Source organism: Dysosmobacter sp. (genome assembly GCF_034093755.1).
GTDB lineage: Bacteria > Bacillota > Clostridia > Oscillospirales > Oscillospiraceae > Oscillibacter.
Genome location: NZ_JAXEBZ010000070.1, coordinates 34473 through 54865 on the forward strand (window position 1 = coordinate 34473; position 20393 = coordinate 54865).

21 protein-coding genes are annotated in these 20393 nt (G+C 63.7%); 5 read left to right on the forward strand and 16 right to left on the reverse strand.

Annotated elements, in window-relative coordinates; genetic code table 11:
- Positions 1–32: 32 nt before the first annotated feature.
- Positions 33–527, reverse strand: a complete 495-nt coding sequence (locus tag SOX55_RS09350) for a GNAT family N-acetyltransferase (protein ID WP_325287177.1) — start codon at positions 525–527, stop codon at positions 33–35.
- A 128-nt stretch (positions 528–655) separates the two neighbouring features.
- Here SOX55_RS09350 and SOX55_RS09355 point away from each other — a divergent pair, with 128 nt between their 5' ends.
- Entirely contained in the window at positions 656–1303 is a 648-nt protein-coding gene (locus SOX55_RS09355; protein WP_325287178.1) for a DUF1643 domain-containing protein, read from the forward strand.
- Positions 1304–1321: 18 nt separating this feature from the next.
- On the opposite strand, the gene SOX55_RS09360 is transcribed toward SOX55_RS09355, so the two are convergent.
- The 9 genes from SOX55_RS09360 to thrH all read right to left on the reverse strand — a co-directional run bounded on the left by SOX55_RS09360 (position 1322) and on the right by thrH (position 7891).
- Positions 1322–1771 (reverse strand): GNAT family N-acetyltransferase, encoded by a 450-nt coding sequence (locus tag SOX55_RS09360; RefSeq protein ID WP_325287179.1) that lies wholly within the window; start codon positions 1769–1771, stop codon positions 1322–1324.
- 109 nt (positions 1772–1880) lie between these two features.
- The gene (locus SOX55_RS09365; RefSeq protein WP_325287180.1) at positions 1881–2837 is read right to left on the reverse strand and encodes a carbohydrate kinase family protein; all 957 of its coding nucleotides are present in this window, start codon (positions 2835–2837) and stop codon (positions 1881–1883) included.
- Between the two features lie 199 nt (positions 2838–3036).
- Positions 3037–3666: a stage II sporulation protein R gene (gene spoIIR, locus SOX55_RS09370; RefSeq protein WP_325287181.1), complete on the reverse strand. Its 630-nt coding sequence runs from the start codon at positions 3664–3666 to the stop codon at positions 3037–3039.
- A gap of 66 nt (positions 3667–3732) precedes the next feature.
- A complete protein-coding gene (gene ispE, locus SOX55_RS09375) occupies positions 3733–4590 on the reverse strand; it encodes a 4-(cytidine 5'-diphospho)-2-C-methyl-D-erythritol kinase (RefSeq protein WP_325287182.1) in 858 nt (285 codons plus the stop codon).
- A 10-nt stretch (positions 4591–4600) separates the two neighbouring features.
- Positions 4601–5404 carry an NYN domain-containing protein gene (locus tag SOX55_RS09380; protein ID WP_325287183.1) on the reverse strand — a complete coding sequence of 268 codons (804 nt, stop codon included), beginning with the start codon at positions 5402–5404 and terminating at the stop codon, positions 4601–4603.
- A gap of 124 nt (positions 5405–5528) precedes the next feature.
- Positions 5529–5681, reverse strand: coding sequence for a hypothetical protein (locus SOX55_RS09385; protein ID WP_325287184.1), 153 nt, complete (start codon positions 5679–5681; stop codon positions 5529–5531).
- A 142-nt stretch (positions 5682–5823) separates the two neighbouring features.
- Positions 5824–7101 carry a DUF1015 domain-containing protein gene (locus tag SOX55_RS09390; protein ID WP_325287185.1) on the reverse strand — a complete coding sequence of 426 codons (1278 nt, stop codon included), beginning with the start codon at positions 7099–7101 and terminating at the stop codon, positions 5824–5826.
- Positions 7102–7123: 22 nt separating this feature from the next.
- Positions 7124–7282, reverse strand: coding sequence for a hypothetical protein (locus SOX55_RS09395; RefSeq protein ID WP_325287186.1), 159 nt, complete (start codon positions 7280–7282; stop codon positions 7124–7126).
- Positions 7283–7291: 9 nt separating this feature from the next.
- Positions 7292–7891, reverse strand: coding sequence for a bifunctional phosphoserine phosphatase/homoserine phosphotransferase ThrH (thrH, locus tag SOX55_RS09400; RefSeq protein WP_325287187.1), 600 nt, complete (start codon positions 7889–7891; stop codon positions 7292–7294).
- A gap of 174 nt (positions 7892–8065) precedes the next feature.
- Here thrH and SOX55_RS09405 point away from each other — a divergent pair, with 174 nt between their 5' ends.
- A complete protein-coding gene (locus tag SOX55_RS09405; protein WP_325287188.1) occupies positions 8066–8290 on the forward strand; it encodes a DUF378 domain-containing protein in 225 nt (74 codons plus the stop codon).
- Positions 8291–8334: 44 nt separating this feature from the next.
- On the opposite strand, the gene SOX55_RS09410 is transcribed toward SOX55_RS09405, so the two are convergent.
- The 5 genes from SOX55_RS09410 to SOX55_RS09430 all read right to left on the reverse strand — a co-directional run bounded on the left by SOX55_RS09410 (position 8335) and on the right by SOX55_RS09430 (position 15783).
- Positions 8335–10086, reverse strand: a complete 1752-nt coding sequence (locus SOX55_RS09410) for an Rqc2 family fibronectin-binding protein (RefSeq protein WP_325287189.1) — start codon at positions 10084–10086, stop codon at positions 8335–8337.
- Between the two features lie 3 nt (positions 10087–10089).
- On the reverse strand, positions 10090–10518 hold the full coding sequence (locus SOX55_RS09415; protein ID WP_325287190.1) for a Mini-ribonuclease 3: 429 nt from the start codon (positions 10516–10518) through the stop codon (positions 10090–10092).
- Between the two features lie 58 nt (positions 10519–10576).
- The gene (locus SOX55_RS09420; protein WP_325287191.1) at positions 10577–11254 is read right to left on the reverse strand and encodes a response regulator transcription factor; all 678 of its coding nucleotides are present in this window, start codon (positions 11252–11254) and stop codon (positions 10577–10579) included.
- Positions 11255–11457: 203 nt separating this feature from the next.
- Complete coding sequence (locus SOX55_RS09425) at positions 11458–14184, reverse strand: S-layer homology domain-containing protein (protein ID WP_325287192.1); 2727 nt, start codon at positions 14182–14184, stop codon at positions 11458–11460.
- Positions 14185–14505: 321 nt separating this feature from the next.
- Positions 14506–15783 carry a DNA glycosylase AlkZ-like family protein gene (locus SOX55_RS09430; RefSeq protein ID WP_325287193.1) on the reverse strand — a complete coding sequence of 426 codons (1278 nt, stop codon included), beginning with the start codon at positions 15781–15783 and terminating at the stop codon, positions 14506–14508.
- A gap of 308 nt (positions 15784–16091) precedes the next feature.
- Between SOX55_RS09430 and SOX55_RS09435 the strand changes: the two genes are divergently transcribed.
- Entirely contained in the window at positions 16092–16613 is a 522-nt protein-coding gene (locus SOX55_RS09435) for a hypothetical protein (protein ID WP_325287194.1), read from the forward strand.
- 315 nt (positions 16614–16928) lie between these two features.
- On the opposite strand, the gene SOX55_RS09440 is transcribed toward SOX55_RS09435, so the two are convergent.
- Positions 16929–17513 carry a manganese efflux pump MntP gene (locus SOX55_RS09440; RefSeq protein WP_325287195.1) on the reverse strand — a complete coding sequence of 195 codons (585 nt, stop codon included), beginning with the start codon at positions 17511–17513 and terminating at the stop codon, positions 16929–16931.
- 459 nt (positions 17514–17972) lie between these two features.
- Between SOX55_RS09440 and lpdA the strand changes: the two genes are divergently transcribed.
- Positions 17973–19397, forward strand: coding sequence for a dihydrolipoyl dehydrogenase (gene lpdA, locus SOX55_RS09445; protein WP_325287196.1), 1425 nt, complete (start codon positions 17973–17975; stop codon positions 19395–19397).
- A gap of 4 nt (positions 19398–19401) precedes the next feature.
- Positions 19402–20385 carry a thiamine pyrophosphate-dependent dehydrogenase E1 component subunit alpha gene (locus tag SOX55_RS09450; protein ID WP_325287197.1) on the forward strand — a complete coding sequence of 328 codons (984 nt, stop codon included), beginning with the start codon at positions 19402–19404 and terminating at the stop codon, positions 20383–20385.
- Positions 20386–20393: the final 8 nt, after the last annotated feature.

The following is a 20393-nucleotide window of genomic DNA, read 5'->3' on the forward strand; positions in this document are numbered from 1 at the left end:
AAAGCGGCCCGGCAATTGCCGGGCCGCTTTGGTTAGATCTTTTCATAGGCCAGCCGGGGGTCGTCATCCTCCTCCACGTGGATGGTCCCGCAGTGGGTGAAGCCCAGCTTCCCCAGCAGGTTCTGCATCACCCTGTTGTCCCCGTGGGTGTCGATCCGCAGGTGGCCGCACTGCTCCAGCGCCCAGGAAATGCAGAATTCCCCGATGCCCTTCACGGAGCCGTCCCCCGCCAGGCGGTGGACCACGCCGTAGGCGCTGCCGTCCAGCCAGGCGCCGTCCTCAATATGGCGGTAGGTGGGCTCGATGTCCTCCCCCGCCGTGAAGAAGAAGGTGCCCACCACCCGGCCCCCGTGGAGGCACACATAGCTGTTCCCCCCAGCGATGTCCCTGCGGAGCAGCTGCTCCGGCGGCCAGTGGGTGGCGCCCCACTGGTTGGGGTTGCCGTGGTCCGCCATGAAGCGGCGGGCGTATTCGTAAATTTCCAGCATCCTGGGCAGGTCCTGCTCTTTGGAAGGTCTGATCTCCATGGGAACCTCATTTCCCGCGCGGCGCGCATTTTTCCCCATCATAACAGCTTTTCTCCGGATTTGCAATCCGTTGCCTTTTTCCCCCGCCCGTGGTACACTGGGGAAAACCGTCGAAAAGGAGGCCCGCCATGGCAAGACACATTCCCTCCGGCACCACCGGCGATCTGACGCTGTGCCGGTTCCGCCCGGCGCTGGAGGAGGCTCTGTGCCCCTCCCCGGACTATGACGTGGACCGCTGGCTCTACGTCCCCAACGTCTACTCGGAATACCGTTACATCCTGGGCACCCGGGGCAGCCGCCCCCTCATCTGCGTGGGCATCAACCCCTCCACCGCCGCGCCGGACGCGTTGGACCCCACCCTCCAGTCCGCCCAGCGCATCGCCCTGGCCAACGGCTATGACAGCTTCCTCATGTTCAACGTGTACGCCCAGCGGGCCACCTGCCCCGATGACATGGAGCCGGAAATGAACCCGGAGCTCCACGCCGAGAACAAGGAGGCCTTCGCCTACCTGCTGTCCCTGTCGGACCGGCCGGCGGTGTGGGCCGCCTGGGGCAACATCATCGACAAGCGGGACTACCTGCCCCGGTGTGTCCGGGACTTCGCCGCCCTGGCAAAGGACGCGGGGGCGGTGTGGTACACCGCCGGGCCGCCCCTGAAATCGGGGCACCCCCACCACCCCCTGTATCTGAAGGGGGACACGGCCCTGCTGCCCTTCGACATCGACGCCTACCTGGACAGCCGCACCCCGCCGAAACGGCGGCGGACCCGGGCCTGATGCCCCCGGCGGGGCCTGTCAGACCAGCTCCATCCACCCGTCTGCCTCCGCAAAGCCAAACCGCCTGTAGACCGGCTTTCCCATCTGCGACGCCGCAAGAAGCACGGTACGTACCCCCCTCGCCCCGGCCCCATCCACCAGTTTTTCAAGCAGGGCGGCCGCGATCCCTCTTCTTCTGTGGGAGGGCGCCGTATACATGTTGGTGACGTAGCCTCTGATGCCCGTCCGGTTGTTGAACGCCGGGGGAAAGTCCATGAACACGATTGCCGCCGTGGCGACAATCCTGTCTCCGTCCTCCGCCACCCATTCCACCAGGGAACGGTCGGCAAAGTGCCTTTCGAAGTACTGTCTGAGCTCCCCGTCGATTTCCATATCCGGTGACTGTCCCTCATCGATCAGCTGCCGTTTCCGGAGCTGCGCAAGCACCGGGATATCGTCCCTGTCCGCCATTCTGTATGTGATGGACATGGTCCCACCTCCATTGGATTTTCGGGCAGCGGGGATCCGGCGCAGCCCTTCCTGCGCGGATGCTCCCCCCTTGCCAAAAGCCCACCGGCCATGCCGGTGGGCTTGTCTTTTATGTACGCGCAATCCGGTCCAGCACCGTCTTCAGGTCCGGGATGCTGGAGATGCCGCCGAAGTGCTCGGTGGACAGGCTGGCCGCCGTGGTTGCGAACCGGGCCACCGACGTCAGTTCTTCCTCGTTCAGGTCCTCCGGCGCTTTCCCCAGGGCCAGCAGGCGGCTCACCGCCGCGCCGCCGAAAATGTCCCCCGCGCCGGTGGTGTCCACCGGACGGACCTCCGGAATGTGGACCCGGCAGGCGGCTTTGGCGTTTTCCAGGTAGCAGCCCTCCGGCCCCATGCTGACCATGGCCAGCCGGACGCCGAAGTCCCGCAGCAGGCGGTCCGCTCCCTCCTGGGGGGTGCAGTCCCACAGGAACCGGACCTCCTCGTCGCTGAGCTTCACCACGTCCGCCTGGTGCAGCCCCCAGAGAATCTGCTCCCGGGCCGCCGCCTCCGACGGCCACAGGGGCATCCGCAGGTTGGGATCGTAGGTAATGAGCTTTCCCCGCTGCCGGGCGCAGGCCACCGCCTTCCGGGTGGCGGTACGGGCAGGCTCGTCGGTAAGGCTCAACGTGCCGAAGTGGAACACCTTCGCCCCGTCGATGAGGGACAGGTCCACCTCCTCAAACCGCAGGCAGGTGTCCGCCCCCGGCTTCCGGGCGAAGCTGAAGGACCGCTCCCCCCGCTCATCCACGGTGACAAAGGCCAGAGTGGTGAACACGGACCGGTCCCGCAGAACGCCCCGGGTATCCACGCCGGACTTCTCCAGCGTGGCGCAGAGCATGGCGCCGAAATCGTCGTCTCCCACCTTGCCCAGCAGGGCCGTGGAGACACCGTAGCGGCTCAGGGCCGCCAGAAAGTTACTGGGCGCGCCGCCGGGATGGGCCGCCATGGTGGGGTAGCCGTCGCTGTCGGTTTCGCGGGCGGTGAAATCAATGAGCAGTTCCCCCAGTGCCACAACGTCAAACATGCAGTTCCTCCTTGTTTGGCCGCTGGACACGAGTGCTCGGGCGGCGCTGTCTTTCCGAAAACGTTTGCTTTGGTGCGTATTGTTGGTTATTATACTACACTTTTTCCGGAATTTCCACTGCACACAGAAGAAAAACGTTTTCTTTTTTGAAAATCTTTTCTCCCGCGCACCATTTGGGGTGTGCATTTTGACGGGAGCGTCACGAAAGCCGCTGACGCAGGGCGTTCCACAGCTCCACGGACTTGAATTTCAGCACATAGCCCTCCTGCTCCGTGATGAGGCCCACCTCCGCCTCCCCCAGTCCCGCCGCCATGGCGGTCTGCGCCACGTCGGTGGTGGTCTGGGCGCACAGGGGCGGGAACACCACGCACCACCAGTTCTGGCCCTCCCCGGCGCCGATCACCAGCCGCAGCGCCAGGTATTCCCCCGCCGGGAGGGTGAAGCCGTCATACGCCCGGGTGGGAAAGGCGGTGTCCGTCAGCTCCACCGTCACGCCGTAGTCATAGCCCGCAGAGCGGACGGTGTCCTCCGCCAGACGCCGCAGCTCCGGCAGCGCCAGGCGCAGCCGCCGCGCCGCCTCCGCCCGGTCCGGCGCCGGGCGCAGAATCCCCTCCGCCCGGTCCAGCACCGCGTCCCGCACCTGCAGCTTCAGGGCCTGGTCCTCCTCACTGTCGGAATTGGCCAGGATGTGAAGCCGCACCACCTTGTCCGCCAGCTCCTGCTGGGCGTGGAGGGACCACATGCCCCACACCAGCGCCGCCAGCAGTCCCGTCAGCAGCGCCAGCTCCAGCGGGCGCCAGCTGATTTTCCGTTTCAATAAAAAATCCATCTCATATGTCCTTTCTGCGGAAGTCTTTTCCAACAGTCTGGACAAATGAGATGGATTTTATTCCGTTCATACCGGCTGCGCCGTAAAAACCTGGCGGTCCGGCCGGCGGAGGGCCGCCGCCGCTTCCTCCGCCTGCGTCTGTTCCGAAAACAGGCCAAACACGGTGGGGCCGGAGCCAGTCATGACGGCCCCCAGGGCGCCCCGGGACAGCAGCGTCTCCTGAATGGCCCGGATCTCCCGGGCCTCCTCCGCCGTCAGTACCTCTTCAAACACGTTGGCCAGCTGCCGGGCCACGGCGGTCAGCTCCCCGGCCCGCAGCGCCTGCTCCATGGCGCCGTGGTCCGGGCGGCGCTTCAGCTCCGCCGTCCGCACCCGGCCGAACAGGGCCGGGGTGGACAGGCCGAAGGCGGGCTTGCACAGGGCCAGCCAGCACGCCGGCATGGGGGGCAGGTCCTGCAGCCGCTCTCCCCGGCCCTCCGCCAGCACCGTGCCGCCCCGGACGCAGAAGGGCACGTCGCTGCCCACCGCGGCGGCCATGTCCTCCAGCTCCGCCATGGGCAGGTCCGGCGCGTACAGACGCCGCAGCACCCGCAGCACCGCCGCGCCGTCGGCGCTGCCGCCGGCCATGCCCGCCTGGGCGGGAATCCGCTTCTGAAGGGCGATGGCCAGCCCCCGGCGGGGCAGGCCGGTGCGGCGGAAAAACACATCCGCCGCCTTCCAGGCGATGTTGTCCGGCCCCGCGGGCAGGTCTCCCCGGTCCACGGACACAGACACGGACTCCCCCGCCGTCTCCGTCACCGTCACCGTGTCGTACAGCGACACGGTCTGCATCACCATTTTCAGGTCATGGTAGCCGTCGGGCCGCTTGCCCAGAATGTCCAGCGTCAGGTTTACCTTGGCTGGCGCCTGTTCCGTGATGGTCATGTCCGTCCCCTCACTTCAGCTTGAAATAGATGCGCTTGGAGGTCTCGCTCTCGTCATCCGCCAGCTCCTTCGTCTGGAAGCAGTTCAGGGACCGGACAAAGGAGGCAAACTTCTTGAACCCGAAGTTCCGCACGTCGAAGTCCGGGAACCGCTTGCTCAGCAGGAAGCCCAGCTTGCCGGAGTAGATCCAGCCGTCGTCGTTGGAGTTCTCCTCCGTCAGCTCCCGCAGCGCCGCCCGGACGCTGTCCAGGTTGGAGCCGTTCTCCTCCTTCTTGGGAGGCTTGGCGGCGGGCTGCTTCTTCCCGCCCTTGTTCTTCTTCCCGCCGGAAGCCGCCGGCTGCTCCGCCGGAGCCGGCGGGGCCGCCTCCTCCAGGCTGGCGGCGTACAGCAGGTCCAGGTAGGAGAACTTGTTGCAGGCGGAGATGAAGGAGCGGGGCGTCTTCTGCTCCCCCATGCCCAGCACAAACATCTCCGACTCCCGCAGCCGGGAGGCCAGACGGGTGAAGTCGCTGTCGGAGGAGACGATGCAGAAGGCCCCCACCCGGCCCTGATACAACAGGTCCATGGCGTCGATGATCAGGGAGGAATCGGAGGAGTTCTTGCCGCTGACGTTCCGGTACTGCTGAATGGGCTGGATGGAGTTGTCCAGCACCACGGTCTTCCAGTTTCCCATCTGGGAGGAGGTCCAGTCGCCGTAGATGCGCTTGTAGGTCACGTTGCCCAGGCTGTTGGCCTCGCTGAGGATCACGTTCACGTATTTCCCCGAGATGTTTTCGGCGTCGATGAGGACCGCCACTTTCATTTCCTTTTCCATAGGCTTCTCCCAACTTCAATATTCTCAGGGATAGTATACCGGATATTTTCCGAAAAGTACAGGGCCGCGGCAAAAGCCGCGGCCCTGTACTTTGAATTTTCTTTGGTGAGACGGCGTGCCGTCCTCAGAGGATTCTCCGGGAGCGGATTCTCCAGAAGGTGTCCGCCAGGAAGTACACCCCGCTGACACCCGCCAGGAACACCACAGGCAGGAGCAGCAGTACAATGAACGTCCATGCCCCACCCAGCAAAAACGCAGTTGTCAGATAGTTCAACATACAGATGCTCCTTTCTGAAATTGTGGATTTTGTATAAATTCTCTGCTTCGTTTTTTCTTTTGTTGGTTTAATTTTAACACATCCTGAACAAAAAGGGAAGCCCCTGAAGAAAATTTTCTTCAGGGGCTTTTCAGCTTCACTTTCAGCGGATGCGCCGGGCCTCCACGTAGTACCGCTTGTCCTGGGCGTGGCCCATGGAGAAGGTCTTGCGGGGCAGCACGCCGTCGGCCATGACGGTTTTGAACAGCTGCTCCTTGCCCATGGCCGGCAGCAGGAAGGCCATGTTGCCCGCCTTCCGGCCCAGCTCCCGGGCCACATCGTCGCCGTGGATGTAGTCCACCTCGCCGCCGTGGGCCTGGACGTACTCGTCCAGAAAGCTCTGGAGGGTGCCCACCGCCAGCTGCATTTTGGGGTCCGGCACGGTGAGATATCCGTCATGACCGGCCCACACCACCTCAATGGTGTGGCCCTCGCCCTTCCCCTCACAGGCGTTGGGGAACTGCCTGCGGAACTCCGCCAGGAAGGTCTCCGGGTCGGCGCCGAACAGCACCCGGTGGATGGGCTCAAACTGCAGCGCCTCATCGTGGTTGTTCACCACCTCCACCAGGGCGTACCGGGCGGGCAGGTCCGCACACTGCTCCGGCGGTGTCACCGCCTTCAGATCCTCGTAGCACCGCTTGGCGGTGGCCAGGGAGTGGTTGCCGTCGCCCACGGCGAACAGCAGCGGCGCTGCGCCGCCCATGCCATACTTCCGCTCCATGGCCTCCGGAGCGGCCAGGGCCGTCAGCGCCGCCGCCACGGCCTCCACCTGCTGCTCCGTCAGCTTCCAGCCGGTGATGTGGCCGCCGCCCTGCTGGAGGTCGAAGTCATACAGCCGCTCCATGGCAGGCTCCCCCGCCAGCGGCCCGATGACCGTCCGGTCCGGATCGTCGATCAGCAGCATCACGTGGGGTAGCTCAATGGGGGCGTCCTTCCGCACCCGTACCCGGGGCGGGATGCGGGAGAGCACCGTGCCCTCCGTGGCCCGGATCAGTGCGCCGGAGCCGGGGGTGAAATCGTACTGCTCCAGGTCCACCATGCCCACAAGGCCGTGGCGCACCCGGCCGTCAGACTGGACCCGCTCCACGTAGATCAGGGAATCCGGCAGCGTCCGGAACAGTCCGCCCTCCAGGTATTCTCCCATGGTGCGGTTGATGGCGGCGATGTCCGATTCCACGGTGGGGCTGCCCAGCCGGGCCTCCGGCAGAATCAGCCGCAGGGCGGAGGGAGCGTCCCCCACGGTGTCCTCCACCGCCTGCCAGTACTCCGGCTGGGAGGTGAACTGGTCGCAGGCCACCACCGCCCATTTGGTCATGTCGGTGTCCCTGGGCAGCAGGATGTCAGCGGGATAGAACCCCAGATTCTTGAATCTCTCGTCCATATGATGTCTCCCTTGTCAGATATTACTTTTTCAGTTCCCGAAGGATCATAACAGCAAGAATCCCCCCGCCGGCCAGCAGGGCCGCCGCGGCAGGCAGGAAAAAGGCACCCGCCAGCAATCCGCCCACGGTTTCCATGAAAAAACCAGCCAACAGATTCAGGTCCCCTATCAGCTGTTCCATGGCATCTCCTTACAGCGCCACCTTGATGGCGTTCAGCAGATCGTCAAACTCCTCGTAGGCCGGAATGTCCGGGTAGTCCGCCTTGATTTTGTCGGTGCTCTTGAACAGGAAGCCCGCCTTGCTGGCCTGAATCATGCCCAGGTCGTTGAAGCTGTCACCGCTGGCGATGGTGTCATACCCGATGGACTGCAGGGCCTTGACGGTGGTGTACTTGGACTTCTGGCAGCGCATCTGATAGCCGGTGATCTCGCCGCTCTCCGCCACCTCCAGGGTGTTGCAGAAGATGGTGGGCCAGCCCAGCTTCTCCATCAGGGGCTTGGCGAACTGCTCGAAGGTGTCGCTGAGAATGATGACCTGGGTCAGCGTCCGCAGCTCGTCCAGAAAGGCCTTGGCGCCGGGCAGGGGGTCGATTCCGGCGATGGTTTCCTGAATCTCCTTCAGGCCCAGGCCGTGCTCCTTCAGGATGGCCAGCCGGAACTGCATCAGCTTGTCGTAATCCGGCTCGTCCCGGGTGGTGCGCTTCAGCTCCGGGATGCCGCTGGCCTCGGCGAACGCGATCCAGATTTCCGGCACCAGCACGCCTTCCATGTCCAAACAAACGATATTCATGTGATCTCTCCTTATCTGTTCTCTGTTTCCGCCTCCGCGGCGAGTTTCCGATGGTCTGATTATACCAGACTCTTTTCCCCGATGCAACGTGAAAGCGGCGGCACGTATACTTTTGCCGGGAAACGGGCAGGATAAGCCACAAATGCCGCCCCCGGCGGCGGAATGGAGGTTGCTATGGAGTTTTTCAACAAACTGGCTCTGGTTCTGGTGATCATCGGCGCCCTGAACTGGGGCAGCATCGGCCTGTTCGGTCTGGATGTGGTGGCGTTTCTGTGCGGCGGCGCCGCGTCGCTGCTGAGCCGCGTCATCTACACGCTGGTGGGCCTGGCGGGCATCTGGTGCGTCACGATGCTGTTCCGGGGCGAGGAGGACACCGGCCACGCCCCCCACACCACCTGAAAAGAATCAGCCGGAAAAGGCACTGGCCCTTTCCGGCTGATTTTTTATTTCACCAGACGCGCCCGGACAAAGTCCTCCTCCGGCGTCACGTACACCGTGCGGTACGTGGGGTAGATCACCATGCCGGGCCGGGCGCCCGCCGGCTTTTTCACGTTTTTCACCGGCGTGTAGTCCACCGGCACGTTGCCGCTGTCCTTCGCCTGGGAGTAGTAGGCGGCGATGACGGCGGCCTCCCGGATGTCCTCCTCCGATGCTTCGGCGCCGCCGGTGCAGAGGATGACGTGGGAGCCGTGGATTTTCTGGGTGTGGAGCCAGATGTCCCGGTAGTCCGCGTCCTTCAGGGTCAGCCTGTCGTTCTGGCGGTTGTTGCGGCCCACCAGAACCCGCAGTCCGCCGGTGGTGCGGAACTCCCGGGGCTTTGCGGCCCGTTTGGGCTCCTTCTTCTCCCGGCCGCCGCGGCGCAGGAACCCCGCGTCCCGCAGCTCCGCCCGGATGTCCAGAAAGTCCTGCTCCGTCTCCGCCCGGCTGATCTCCTCCAGCACGCTGTCCAGATACGCCTCGTCCCGCCGGGCGATGTCCATCTGCTCCCGCAGGTACTTCTCCGCCGTTTTCGCCTTGTTATACCGCTTGTAGTATTTGGCGGCGTTCTGCTGGGGCGTCAGCAGGGGGTCCAGGGGGATGGTGACGGTGCCGCCGTCGGGGTCATAGTAGTTCTCCGCCGTGAAGCTGGAAAGGCCCCGCTCCATGCGGTAGAGGTTGGCGGTCAGCAGCTCGCCGCAGATCCGCAGCTGCTCCCGGTCCTGGGTGGCGGCGTAGTCCTTCTCCTGCTGGGCCAACTTCCGGCGCATCCGGTCCCGGGCGGTGGTGGCGGTGCGGATCAGGTCCGCGCCCCGCTGGCGGATGCGCTCCTGCCGCTCCCGGCTCTCGTAGAACCCGTCCATCAGCGTGGAGAAATCCGGGTACGTCTCCTGCTCCACCGCGCCGCCGTACTGGCCGATGGGCAGGTAGGTGTAATCCGAGAACTTCCCGTCCTTTTTCAGGCACACGGGGCGGAAGTCCCCCGTCTCCACCAGCGTCCGGAGGCTCTCCATCACCTGCCAGAACCGCTGCCGCCCCGCATCGTCCAGGCCGAAGAGCCGGGCGTCGGTGGCGCCGGCGGCGCGGAAGGCCGCCTCCCGGGCAATGAGGGGGGAGAGGCCGAAAAACCGGTCCAGCAGGAAGTCATCCAGCCGCTTTTCCGGGTTGCATTCCTCCAGCTCGGCGAAGAAATCCGCCTCCTGAATGTCCGTCAGGAACCGCTTTCCGTGGGTGGGGGGCAGCTCGTAGAACAGCCCCGGCAGCACCTGCCGCTGGGGGGACATCTCCGCGTCCACCCGGCGCATGCAGTCGATGATCCGCCGCTCCCCGTCCAGCAGGATCAGGTTGGAGTGGCGGCCCATGGCCTCCAGCACCAGCGTCCGCCGGCCCGGCTGGCCGAAATCGTCGGTGACGTCCAGCTCCAGCTCAATGAGCCGCTCCAGGCCCGGCTGGTTCACCGCCGCCACCCGGCCGCCCACCAGGTGCTTGCGCAGCAGCATGCAGAACATGGGCGGCTCCGCCGGGTTGTCCCGGCTCAGCTTCGTCAGCTGGATGCGGGGGGAGTTGGCTCCCGCGTTCAGCAGCAGCCGCTTGCTGCCCCGCAGCAGCAGAATTACCTGGTCCCGGGCGGGCTGGAGCACCTTGTCCACCCGCAGGCCCAGAATCTCAGGCCGCAGCTCCGCCGCCACCGCCTGCAGACAGATCGCGTCCAATGGCATGGTTCATCCCTCCGCCTTCATCATTTCCAGAAACAGCGCGTTGATCCGCTCCTTCCGGCCGCTGAGATACAGCCAGCCCAGCAGGGCCTCCAGCGCCGTGGCCTCGCTGTACTGGGCGCGGCTGGCGTGGGCGGGAACGGAGTGGACCTGGGCGTTGCGGCCCCGGCGGAACACCGCCGCCTCCTCCTCCGTCAGCAGCGGGAGGATGGCCTCCGCCCGTCTGGCCTGGGCCTCCGCCCGCACCAGCTCAATGGTGGCCCGGTGCAGCCCCTTTCCGGTGGCCTTTCCCTCCGCGCACAGGTAGCTGCGCACCAGCAGCTCATACACCGCGTCTCCCAGATGGGCCAGACCAATGCTGCTGATGCCCCGCAGCTCGTCCGGCGTCAGGGTCATGTTCCACAGATCGTCCATGGCCGCGCACCTCTCAAACATGGCCCCTCCGGGGCCGGATTGTCGAATGGAGGTATTGTATCACATCCCGCCGGGTTTGTCACCCATCCTTTTCCGGGTATTCCAGCCGGTAGCCCATGCCCCGGACGGAGCAGACGCTGACCACGGACCCCAGCTCCGAGAGCTTGCGCCGCAGGAATGACACGTAGACCTCCACGCCGTTGTACTCAATGTCGCTGAGCAGGCCCCAGGCCTGCTCGTACAGCCGGCGGCGGGAGCAGACCCGGCCCTGGGCCTCCATCAGGCACTCCATCAGCAGAAACTCCTTGCTGCCCAGGCACACGCCCTCCCCGCCCCGGCACAGGCACAGCCGCTCCCGCCGGAGGGTCAGGTCTCCGTAACACAATACGGAGTCCCGCCTGCCGCGGGACTCCCTCCGGGTCAGGGCCCTGACCCGGGCCAGAAACTCCCGGCTGTCCGGCTCGGGGCCCATGCAGTCATCGGCGCCCGCCTCCAGCCCCGCCGCCCGGCAGGCGGGGGTGTCCTCCGCCGAAAGCAGCAGCACCGGCACGGCGGCCCCGGCGGCCCGCAGCCGCTCCACCACCGTCCGGCCCGTCAGCCGCTCCGCAAACACCGCCAGCTCATATCCCCCGGCCTGCACATAGTCCGCGGCGGCGGTGCCGTCGCTGATCAGGTCCACGCCGTATCCGTTTTTCTCCAGCAGCTGCCGCCGCCTGTTGGAACAGGAATTGTCCCCTTCCACCAACAATATCCGCAAATTCTTCCGCCTCCTGCATATTGTCCAAGCCACGAATCGCGCAAAGCGCGAGGCTATTATACAGCACTTTGGAAAATCATACCTGAACAAATTGAAAACTCTGGGCCACGCCGCAAGAAACAGCAAAAAAACAGGACCCGCTCCCGGATGGGAGCGGGTCCTGGGCGCAGGCCTTGCGGCCTGCAGAATCAAATGGGGAATGCTTACTCCTCGTCCATTCTCAGGATGGAGACCATCAGGACTTCCTCATCATCGAAGTAGACGTTGGCAACAACGTTCCAACCGTCCTTCTCGATGGCCTTCTCCAGCTGAGAAGCAGTGGTGATCTTATTCTTGTAACCATCCAGATCGCGGGCGGCAGCGGAGCGCTCGTCGATGATGATCACGTTGTCGGACAGATCCACGTCATCAGCGGTGAACCGGTAGTCCGCGGTGTAGACAGACAGAGCGCCGCTCTTCAGGGTATCCAGGTAAGCAGATAGGACGAAGCCGGTCTCACTGTCATACTCGTACTTGCCGGAAGCGTTCGCGGTAATCAGCTTGCCGCCTTCCAGATTGTACTCATTGTTGGACTGGACAGAAGTCAGGTCGTAGATGTCGTCCTCATCGATGTCGAAGGTGTAGAAGGTGGAGTCAGCGTTGGCCTTCTTGGTGGTCACGGTCTCGATGGTGCCGCTGCCATCCAGGAAGTACAGTTTCTGCACGTAACCGTCGGCGTTCTCGGTTTCGGACTTATCCTCGACGTAGACCACGTCATCAGAACCAGCGGTGAACTTGTCGGAAGCGAACACGGTGTACTCCACAGTGTAGGTGCTGCCGGACTTGGAAGCCACGGTGATGGCGAAGGTGCCCCTGGCGATGGAGACGGAACCGGTAGCGGTCTTGACCTCGATGTCATCGCCGTCCTTCTTGACCTTCAGGAAGGAGGAGTCATCGTCGATGTAGACCTTCTGGCCCTTCTCGTCAGCGCGGAAGGTGCTGTCGCCCTTGTCCAGGTTGTCGGCCAGGCCGGACTTGGTGAAGACGTACAGATCCTTGTCCTTGTCACCGGTGTAGAGCTCGGCGTCATACTTGCCGCCGTCCTTGTCGAAGGAGTACAGGGCCTGAACAGCAACGGTGTTCGTGTTGCCGTTCTTGATCTCATTGATGTAGCTGTACAGATCGTTGTCATCAGCGTCATCATTGGGATCGTCGGTCAGCTTGAACTCGGTCACAGTGCCGTCCTTCAGGGCAACGGCCTGGGCATAGTAGGTGTCGGAATACTTGCCGGTATCCTTGGCAACCAGAGTGACATAGTACACGTCATCCAGGTTGGCAATGGTGTCGCCGGTCCAGCCGATCACATAGCCGTTGGAATCCAGGTAAGCAACGTACTCGGAATCGTCGAAGTCAACGGAGACACCGGCGGACTTGGTGGTGGCATAACCGGTCAGGGGATAAGCGGTGCCGGCCACGGTCAGAGCGGCCTTGTTGCCGGTCTTGAAGGAAGCGACAGTGCCGGAAACCTCAGTGGCAACATAGGAATCCAGAACCTGAGCGTTGCTCTCCTTCACGGCCACGGCCAGAACGGCGTCCTCAACATAGGTGTCGGGGTCGAAGCCGGGCAGCTCCTTGGTGGAGTCATTGTCATACTGATCGTACAGGGTGGAGGTGTCGGCCTCAATGCCGAAGGTCTCGGACAGCTTCTTCAGCTCGATGCCGTAGGAAGCGCCCTTCTTGGTGTAGGTGCTGGTCAGCTCGTCATCGACGGAGTCGATCTTGGCCACAGAGTAACGGATAACCACGATGGTATCATAATCATCGTCGCCGTTCTCATAGAGGTTGATCTGGTCGCCGGCCATCAGCAGCTCGTTGGCATACTTGTCGCCGCTCTTCTCAACACTGTAATCCTTCAGGTCATAGATGTCATCAAACTCCTTGACCTTGCCGGCAGCAGCGCCCACAGAGTCGCCGTTGATGAACATCTTGATGCCATCGACATCATTCTTGTCATCCTTCACAGCGAAGTCGTCCTCGTCCAGCTGCCAGAAGTCAACATGGTCGAACAGGACGTCAGCGATGGTCTGGTTGCTCTTGTTCAGGACATAGGTCTCATCGGGGCTGTCGGAATAGGTGCCGACCTCGTCGCTCTTATAGGTCCACTTGGTGGCGGGAGCGCCGAAATCATCGGTGGTATCCTTGCCCTTCAGGTCCTCGAAGTACTTCTCAGCGAACTGCATGTAGCCATCCTTGTCGATGTTGCCATCGGTGCTGGTCTTGTTCTCCATGTCCTTCGCCTTGGAGGTGGTGTTGATGACCACATCACCAACGGTGATCTGGGTGTTCTCATCATACTCCACCATGGTGGCCTTCATGGTGTTGAAGGCGTACAGGCAGGCCTCTTCACGGGTGACAGCCTTGGTTCCGACGAACTCGTCATTGCCGTCGTCCAGCTCCAGGTTCTTGGCCAGCTTGGCCACGTTGATGGACCAGTTGGCGCCGGTGAAGCCCTCGTACTTGCCCTCATAGCCCAAGGCGCCCAGCAGCATCTTCATGAACTGATAACCAGTCAGAGTGCCGGCGGGCTTGAAGGTACCATCAGCGTAGCCGTTGATGATGCCCTGGTTGGCGCAGTAGGCGATGTAGCCGGCAAACACGTGGTTGGCGGGCACATCCTTGAAGGGAGCGGCGTCGGCGCTGAGAGCGTCGGCGGTGGTGGGGCCAAGGATCAGGTTGCAGATGATCTTGGCGGCGGCACCACGGGTCAGGGTACCGGTGGGATTGAAGGAACCATCGGTGTAGCCATCGATGATACCAGCGGCAGACGTCACGGCAACGGCTTCATCATAGACGATCTTGCCATTGTCGGTGAACGTTTTGGCGCCGGCGCCGACAACAACCAGAGACATGGTCATCACCAGAGCCAGAGCCAGGGACAGGAACTTTTTCATGGACATTACCTCCTTTTTAAATTTGCCGGATACCCGGCAGTCCAAAGTTCCGAACAGCAGCCGGTGAAGTCCGCCTTTCGCACGATACACATACCGTGGCATGCCAGACCCGTATCTGCACCGGGCGGGCGGCAGGCTCCCACGCCTTCTGTTCGCCTGCATCTTAACAGAGGATTTTGGGCTTTTCAATGGATCGGGCGGCTTTGTAAGGCAACTGAAAAAATGGGTATTTTTCGTCCTTTTTGCTTGTTACACCGGGATAACCATGCAAAATTGTAACAGTGCGGACAAAGGGCGCGGGATGCTTCCCGCGCCCTTGCTTCAAGCCTCCCTGGCCCCCGTTCCGGCGGGCGGCAGGCAGTATTTCTGGCCCCGGCGGACCAGCTCTCCCGCCGTCACCATCCGCTTGAGAATCAGGGAACACTGGCGCTCCCCGATGCCCAGCAGCCGGGCCACGTCCTGGCGGTAGGCGAAGCCCGCCCCGACCAGATACTCCCGGATGACGGCCTCGTGCCGCTCCGGCGGCACCACATCCCCCGCCGCGTAATACTTGGCGCCGATGAGGACCAGCTTTTTCGTCTCCGTCAGCCGCCGCAGCCGGGTGTAGGCCACCCGGGGAGTGACCCCCAGCAGCTCCGCCGCCTCCCGGCGGCTGACAGCCCCCCGGCGGCGGATCTCCTCCAGCACCAGGCGCTCCTCATGCACCCGCAGGGCGTCCCGCTGCAGGTCCTTCAACGTCAGGTTTTCCATGCCGCCCCGGATCAGCGCCGAGCGCACCATGCGGGACAGCCGGGCCATGTCCACCGGCTTTCTGGCCCGCTCCGACAGCAGCACGTTCCCCGTACCGCCGTCCCGCTGCCGCCGGGACTCCAGCATCCGGCTGACGGCGCTGGTGAGGGGCACCTCCCGGTCCGGCAGGCGGATGACGTTGGCCCCCATGTCCACCTGCTCCCATCGCAGCGACACAATCTCGCTGCCGGACAGGCCCATCTGCCACGTGAGCCACAGCGCCAGCCCCGCCGGGGTGTCCCGCTCCGCCTGCAGGATTTTCCAGAGGCGGAACTCGTCGATCTCCGCCGCCTCCCCCTCCCGGCGGGCCTTTCCGGACCCGGCGGCGATATACGGGCCGAAGTGCAGCTGCAGCGACCGGATTTCCACGCCGCTGACCCGGGAGACATAGCCGCAGTCGTGGTCCGCCAGCTGGCGGATGATGTACTCGTTCCGCAGGTCCACCAGGCGCACCTTCGTCAGCCCCGCCCGGTCCAGCTCCCGCCGGGCAACGCGGGACACCGCCTCCGGCTGCATCCGCCGCCGGTAGCGCTCCGACACCACCACGTAGGGGGACAGGAGAACTCCCTCCGCCCGCCGCGGCTCCAGATACGCCCGGAAGGCCCCGTCCATGGGCACCTCCCGGTCCGGCAGCCGCAGCACCCCGTCCAGAAAGGACACCCGGTCCCAGGTCAGGAAGGTGATCTCCTCCCGCTGCAGCCCCTGTAAAAAAGCCAGCCGCAGGATCATTCCCGCGGCATTCCCCTGATTCGCCGCCAGCACAGCGGCCATGGCCTGCTCCTCCGGCCGGTTGATCTGGTACGTACCCACGCTTTCCGAGTCCCCCACCTCGGTTACACTTTTGCAGCAACGGACGGTAACGCCGGATTTTTCAGGGGATTTTTTGTCGGAAGAACCCCTCTTTTTGCCGCAAAAACGTAACTCTTCAAGTCAATTTCAATGTACGCGGGTTATAATAAAGGTTACTTCCTTTTCCGGATGGCCCGCGCGCCCCTTCGGTTGACCCCATTGTAGGGACACGGCATCCCGGGAACTATAAACAATTCTGCCGGAACTGTCCGGTTTTGGACAGTTTTCCCGTGATTGGAGTACATTTTCAGCGTCAACAAGGAGGAACTATGAACAGGCCCGAGAAAGGTTTCCGCACCAAGCGGAGAATGGCGGAGGCATTGAAAACGCTGCTGCGGAAAAAGCCGCTGGACCGCATCCGCGTCCATGAGATCACCGACCTGTGCGAGCTGAACCGCCAGACGTTCTACTATCACTTCCCCGATGTGTACGCCCTGTTCTCCTGGGCGCTGCGGCAGACGGTGGAGGAAACCAGGGAGCATATGGATTTTTCCCTCCCCTGGCGGGAGCAGCTGCTGTTGCTGCTGCGGCTGATGGAGGCGGACCGCTCCTTTTTCCTGACGGCGCTGGACCCCCGGTTTGAACCGGAGTTCCGCCCCTTCTTCATTGAGCAGCTGACAAAGAACCAGGACTGTCCCCTGACGCCCCTCCAGACCGCCGCCCTGGCCTCCATCCTCCTCCACTGGCTCCAGCGGGAAAACCGGGAGACGCCGGAGAATCTGCTGGCCATCTTTGAGCAGCTGATGCGGGACTCCTCCTGGAAGCCGGAGATGCTGGACCTGCTGTCCTGAGCCGCCTGCCCATACATATAAAAAAGAAGCGTGGGACCTTTTGGTCCCGCACTCAGGCTGTCGGAAAAGTCCGGAGGACTTTTCCGACAGCCCTCACAATGCCTCGCTTTTTTGTCTGCTGCGCAGTCCAAAAAGCTGCCGCTATGCGGCGCAAACGCTTGCTGCGCAAGCTTTTTGCAGGCATTTGATTCAATTCGAGGTGGGCTCTGCCCCCTCGAGCTCCCCCGGCTTTTTGAAAGTAAACTGTTCAGCACAGGTTTTTCGACAAGCTGAAAGCGCGGGACCTTTAAAAGGTCCCGCGCTTTTTCCGTCCTCTCAGATCAGCACGCCGGTGACGAAAATCTCCAGCCCGATGAAAATCAGGATGACGCCTCCCAGAATGGAGGCCTTCCCCGCCAGCCGGGTGCCGAAGGTCTTGCCCAGCAGCAGCCCGCCCACGCAGATGGCAAAGGTCACCACGGCGATGATCAGGCAGCACACCAGCGCCGTCACCGCGCCGTAGCCGGCGATGGTGAAGCCCACCGACAGCGCGTCAATGGAGGTGGCCACCCCCTGCACCAGCAGGGCCGCCAGCCCTACCGCGGGGGCCTCCTCCCCCTCGCCGCCCCGGATTCCCTCCAGCAGCATCTGCCCGCCGATGAAGGCCAGCAGCGCCAGGGCAATGTAGGGGATGAACCGGGAAAAGGCGGTGAAGTGCTGGCTGATCGTATGCACGCAGACCCAGCCCACCACCGGCATCAGAAACTGGAAAAAGGCAAACACCCCGGCGATGGCGCAGATCCGCGGCCCCTTCATGTCCGGCTCGTGAAGGCCGTTGGCCAGGGACACGGAAAAGGCGTCCATGGCCAAGCCCACGCCCAGCAGAATGCTGTTGAGAATAAATACAATGCTCCACTCCATTTGACAATCCTCCCGCTTTCCATGAAAAAGCCCGGGTATGGCTGCGGGCCATACCCGGGACGACGTCTCCGGAAAACAGACCCATGCACAGCTTCACAGTCATACATGAGTCTCACAATTTAAAGCAAGCCAGACCTGACGGTCAGTATGTTGACTTGCTGCGCGGCTGCCGCGCCTGCTACTCCCTCATCGGTTGGGAAAAATTGTAGCACCCGCCCCGGAGGTTAGTCAATGCAAATTCGCTCCCCCCCATCCGCCTGATTTCTGCCCTGTCTGCCGTCCCCGCGTTCCGTCTCCCCGCCCCGTTTTTACTGCTCATAATTTGAACTTCTGCTCATATTTTCAGCACATCCGTCAGTGTCCGAAGGCCGGAACCGCCTGCGGGGTCAGGTTTTTTGCAGTTGGCACGGATTTTGCTACAGATGTCAGCAGAACTCTCAAACTTACGGAGGTGCAACTATGGAAAATGAAAACAGCCGGCGCAGCGTCGTCGTCATCGGCGGCGGCCCCGGCGGTTATGTGGCAGCGATCCGCGCCGCGCAGCTGGGCGCCGCTGTCACGCTGGTGGAAAAGGAACAGGTGGGCGGCACCTGCCTGAATCGGGGCTGCATCCCCACCAAGGCGCTGCTGCATCCGGCGGAAATCGTCCGGAGCATTCACTCCGGCGGGGAGTGCGGCGTCCACGCGGCGCTGGATTCCGTCTGCTGGCCGGAGGTGGTGGCCTACAAGGACGGCATCGTCCGGAAGCTCACCGGCGGCGTGGCGGGCCTGCTGCGGAGCAGCGGCGTCACCGTCATCAGCGGCACCGCCTGCTTTGTGAAGCCCAAGGCCATCGAAATCACCGCCGCCGACGGCTCCCGGCAGATTCTGGAGGCGGACCGGTTCCTCATCGCCACCGGCTCCGTGCCGGTGATGCCCCCCATTGACGGCCTGCGGGAGAGCCGGTACGTGGTGGATTCCACCGGCGCGCTGTCCATGGAAACCCTGCCCGGGTCCATGATGATCATCGGCGGCGGCGTCATCGGCGTGGAAATGGCCGCCGCCCTCAACGGCCTGGGCTGCCGCGTCACCATTGTGGAGGCCCTGCCCGGGCTGGTTCCCACCATGGACGGCGAGCTGGCGGGCCTGCTGGCCAAAAATCTGGAGCAGCAGGGCATCGAGGTGCTGCTGGAGCACAAGGTGGTGCAGGTGGCGGACGATTCCGCCGCCGCTCAGGTCACCGTGGAGCACCACGGAGAGCGGAAGGTGCTGCAGGCGGAGCGGGTGCTGTGCGCCGTGGGCCGCCGCCCCTTCATCGACGGGCTCAACGCCGAGGGCGTGGGCATCCGCTGCGAAAAGGGCCGCATCCTCACCGACGAATATCTGGAAACCAGCATCCCCGGGGTCTACGCCATCGGCGACTGCCTGGGGCAGGTGATGCTGGCCCACACCGCCTCCGCCCAGGGCGAAATCGCCGCCGCCAACGCGCTGGGAGAGCGGATCGCCTACCGGCCCGCCTGCGTACCCTCCGGCATCTACGGCTTCCCGGAGCTGGCCGGCGTGGGCATGACGGAGGAGCAGCTCCGGGCATCGGGCATCCCCTTCCACACCGGGCGCTTCCCCCTGGCCGCCAACGGCCGGGCGCTGATCGCCAACGGCGGCAGCGGCATGGTGAAGGTCCTCATCGGCGACGAGCTGAACGAGGTGCTGGGCGTCCACATTCTTGGCCCCGGCGCCACGGAGATCATCGGCGAGGCCGCCGCGGCCATCAGCCTGGAGGCCACCGCGGAGGACATCATCGCCGCCATCCACGCCCATCCCACCGTCACGGAGTCGCTGCGGGAGGCGGTTCTGGCGGCGGAGCAGCGCCCCATTCACATTCCCGGCAAATTCAAGAAAGGATGACATCATGTTGGACTATCAGACACTGAATCTCACCCGGCAGGACCTGGCGGACATGTACCGCACCATGCGGCTGATCCGCCGGTTTGAGGAAACCGCCGTGGACTATTTCAAGCAGGGCATCGTCATCGGCAACATGCACATGTACGTGGGCGAGGAGGCCGTGGCCACCGGCGTGTGCAAGGCCCTGACCCGGGAGGACTACATCGCCTCCTCCCACCGCTGCGACGGCCACCTGATTGCCAAGGGCGCCGACATCAACGCCATGATGGCGGAGCTGATGGGCAAGGAGAACGGCTGCTGCGGCGGCCGGGCGGGAAAAATGCACCAGACCGCCCCGGAGGTGGGCTTCATGAGCGCCAACGGCATCGTGGGCGCCTCCCAGACCCTGGGTGCCGGCCACGCCCTGTACTGCTCCCTGTTCGCGCCGGAGCGCATCGCCGTCTCCTTCTTCGGCGACGGCGGCGGCAACCAGGGCGGCTTCCACGAGTCCATGAACCTGGCCGCCGTGTGGAAGCTGCCGGTGGTGTTTGTGTGCGAAAACAACCACTACGCCATCTCCACCCGGGTGGACACCTCCACCGCCCTGAGCTCCTTCTACCAGCGGGCGGCGGGATACGGGATTCCCGGCGTCCGGGTCAACGGCAATGACGCCCTGGAGGTCTACGCCGCCGCCAAAGAGGCGGTGGACCGGGCCCGCCGGGGTGAGGGTCCCTCCCTCATCGAGTGCGACACCTACCGCTACCGGGGCCACCACGAGGGTGACGAGCAGACCTACCGCACCCGGGAGGAAGTGGAGGCCGTCCGGAAGCAGAACGACTGCATCCAGCGGATGCTGAAGGTGCTGACGGAAGACTTCGGCTGGACGGAGGAAGAGGACCAGGCGCTGATCCAGTCCGTGGAGCAGCAGATCGCCGGGGCCGTGGAGTTCGGCCTGCAGGGCGCCCCCATGAAGGTGGAAGACATGGAAAAGAATCTCTTTGCGGAATAAGGAGGCTG

Excerpts from the sequence above, each read along its gene's own strand:
- SOX55_RS09390 (WP_325287185.1), bottom strand. The coding sequence starts at position 7,101 with ATGGACGAGAGATTCAAGAATCTGGGGTTCTATCCCGCTGACATCCTG.
- ispE (WP_325287182.1), bottom strand. The coding sequence starts at position 4,590 with ATGACCATCACGGAACAGGCGCCAGCCAAGGTAAACCTGACGCTGGAC.
- SOX55_RS09365 (WP_325287180.1), bottom strand. The coding sequence starts at position 2,837 with ATGTTTGACGTTGTGGCACTGGGGGAACTGCTCATTGATTTCACCGCC.
- SOX55_RS09385 (WP_325287184.1), bottom strand. The coding sequence starts at position 5,681 with ATGTTGAACTATCTGACAACTGCGTTTTTGCTGGGTGGGGCATGGACG.
- SOX55_RS09355 (WP_325287178.1), top strand. The coding sequence starts at position 656 with ATGGCAAGACACATTCCCTCCGGCACCACCGGCGATCTGACGCTGTGC.
- SOX55_RS09435 (WP_325287194.1), top strand. The coding sequence starts at position 16,092 with ATGAACAGGCCCGAGAAAGGTTTCCGCACCAAGCGGAGAATGGCGGAG.
- SOX55_RS09450 (WP_325287197.1), top strand. The coding sequence starts at position 19,402 with ATGTTGGACTATCAGACACTGAATCTCACCCGGCAGGACCTGGCGGAC.
- SOX55_RS09410 (WP_325287189.1), bottom strand. The coding sequence starts at position 10,086 with ATGCCATTGGACGCGATCTGTCTGCAGGCGGTGGCGGCGGAGCTGCGG.
- thrH (WP_325287187.1), bottom strand. The coding sequence starts at position 7,891 with ATGAATATCGTTTGTTTGGACATGGAAGGCGTGCTGGTGCCGGAAATC.
- SOX55_RS09415 (WP_325287190.1), bottom strand. The coding sequence starts at position 10,518 with ATGTTTGAGAGGTGCGCGGCCATGGACGATCTGTGGAACATGACCCTG.
- SOX55_RS09350 (WP_325287177.1), bottom strand. The coding sequence starts at position 527 with ATGGAGATCAGACCTTCCAAAGAGCAGGACCTGCCCAGGATGCTGGAA.
- SOX55_RS09360 (WP_325287179.1), bottom strand. The coding sequence starts at position 1,771 with ATGTCCATCACATACAGAATGGCGGACAGGGACGATATCCCGGTGCTT.
- spoIIR (WP_325287181.1), bottom strand. The coding sequence starts at position 3,666 with ATGGATTTTTTATTGAAACGGAAAATCAGCTGGCGCCCGCTGGAGCTG.
- SOX55_RS09440 (WP_325287195.1), bottom strand. The coding sequence starts at position 17,513 with ATGGAGTGGAGCATTGTATTTATTCTCAACAGCATTCTGCTGGGCGTG.
- SOX55_RS09380 (WP_325287183.1), bottom strand. The coding sequence starts at position 5,404 with ATGGAAAAGGAAATGAAAGTGGCGGTCCTCATCGACGCCGAAAACATC.
- lpdA (WP_325287196.1), top strand. The coding sequence starts at position 17,973 with ATGGAAAATGAAAACAGCCGGCGCAGCGTCGTCGTCATCGGCGGCGGC.
- SOX55_RS09395 (WP_325287186.1), bottom strand. The coding sequence starts at position 7,282 with ATGGAACAGCTGATAGGGGACCTGAATCTGTTGGCTGGTTTTTTCATG.
- SOX55_RS09405 (WP_325287188.1), top strand. The coding sequence starts at position 8,066 with ATGGAGTTTTTCAACAAACTGGCTCTGGTTCTGGTGATCATCGGCGCC.
- SOX55_RS09425 (WP_325287192.1), bottom strand. The coding sequence starts at position 14,184 with ATGAAAAAGTTCCTGTCCCTGGCTCTGGCTCTGGTGATGACCATGTCT.